Origin of the sequence: Azospirillum griseum (genome assembly GCF_003966125.1) — a bacterium.
GTDB classification, from domain to species: domain Bacteria; phylum Pseudomonadota; class Alphaproteobacteria; order Azospirillales; family Azospirillaceae; genus Azospirillum; species Azospirillum griseum.
Map to the genome: position 1 here is coordinate 1 of NZ_RXMA01000116.1, position 766 is coordinate 766.

Annotated in this window: 1 protein-coding gene; it reads left to right on the forward strand. The window is 62.9% G+C overall.

Going from position 1 to position 766, the window contains the following annotated elements; all coding sequences use genetic code 11:
• Positions 1-131 precede the first annotated feature (131 nt).
• A complete protein-coding gene (locus EJ903_RS26400) occupies positions 132-743 on the forward strand; it encodes a TniQ family protein (RefSeq protein WP_158628032.1) in 612 nt (203 codons plus the stop codon).
• The last annotated feature ends 23 nt before the right edge of the window (positions 744-766 follow it).

Consider the following 766-nt stretch of genomic DNA (forward strand, 5'->3'; position numbering starts at 1 on the left):
ATCGGCGCGCGCACCATCGAGGAACTCTGGAAAGCCGTCGGCTCCATCTGTGACCTCTATACGCCAGAGGAATGCTGGAACTATCTCAGGCATGCTGGATATGCGCCAGATTAAACGCTCGATGCTCTAGGGTGCTGCCGCTCGCCCCCCGCCCGATGGAAGACGAGCTGCTGTCATCGTGGCTGTCGCGGGTCGCCTGCCGGTACGACCTCGACGGCGGCGCTTTGCGGGGTCTCCTGACCACGCCGGGTGACGATGCGGAGACCATGACGACCTTGCACGGTCTGGATTATCAGCCCGCTCACGAGGAAATCGCCGTGCTTGCCGCGGCAGCCCGGCTTCCCGTCGAACGTCTTTCGACCCTTGCTCTGACGACGGCGCACCCGACCTGGCCGCGGCATTGGTACGCCTGGGACTGGGGCGTTTTGGTTCCGAGCAATGGAACCGAGCCTTACGCCAATGCTCTGGCTCCGGGGTGGTGCGACCTCTGCCTGAGCGAAGACCAAGCCGTCGGCCGGCATGCATACCTGCGTCGACATTGGGCGTATGCGGCGGTTGGTTTTTGCCACCGACATCGTCTGCCGCTGCGCCATCTCTGTCCATTCTGTCAAACGGCCGGCTCCCTACGGTTTGTGCCATCCGATGGTGGAACCCGACTGTGTTGTGGAAACTGCGACCTGACCTTCCCCCGGCAGAAAGGACACCGGGTTAAGCGGCTCGAAGCTCGGCTTGGTCTGGTGTGATGTAGCCGAGAGCCGAGTGCAGT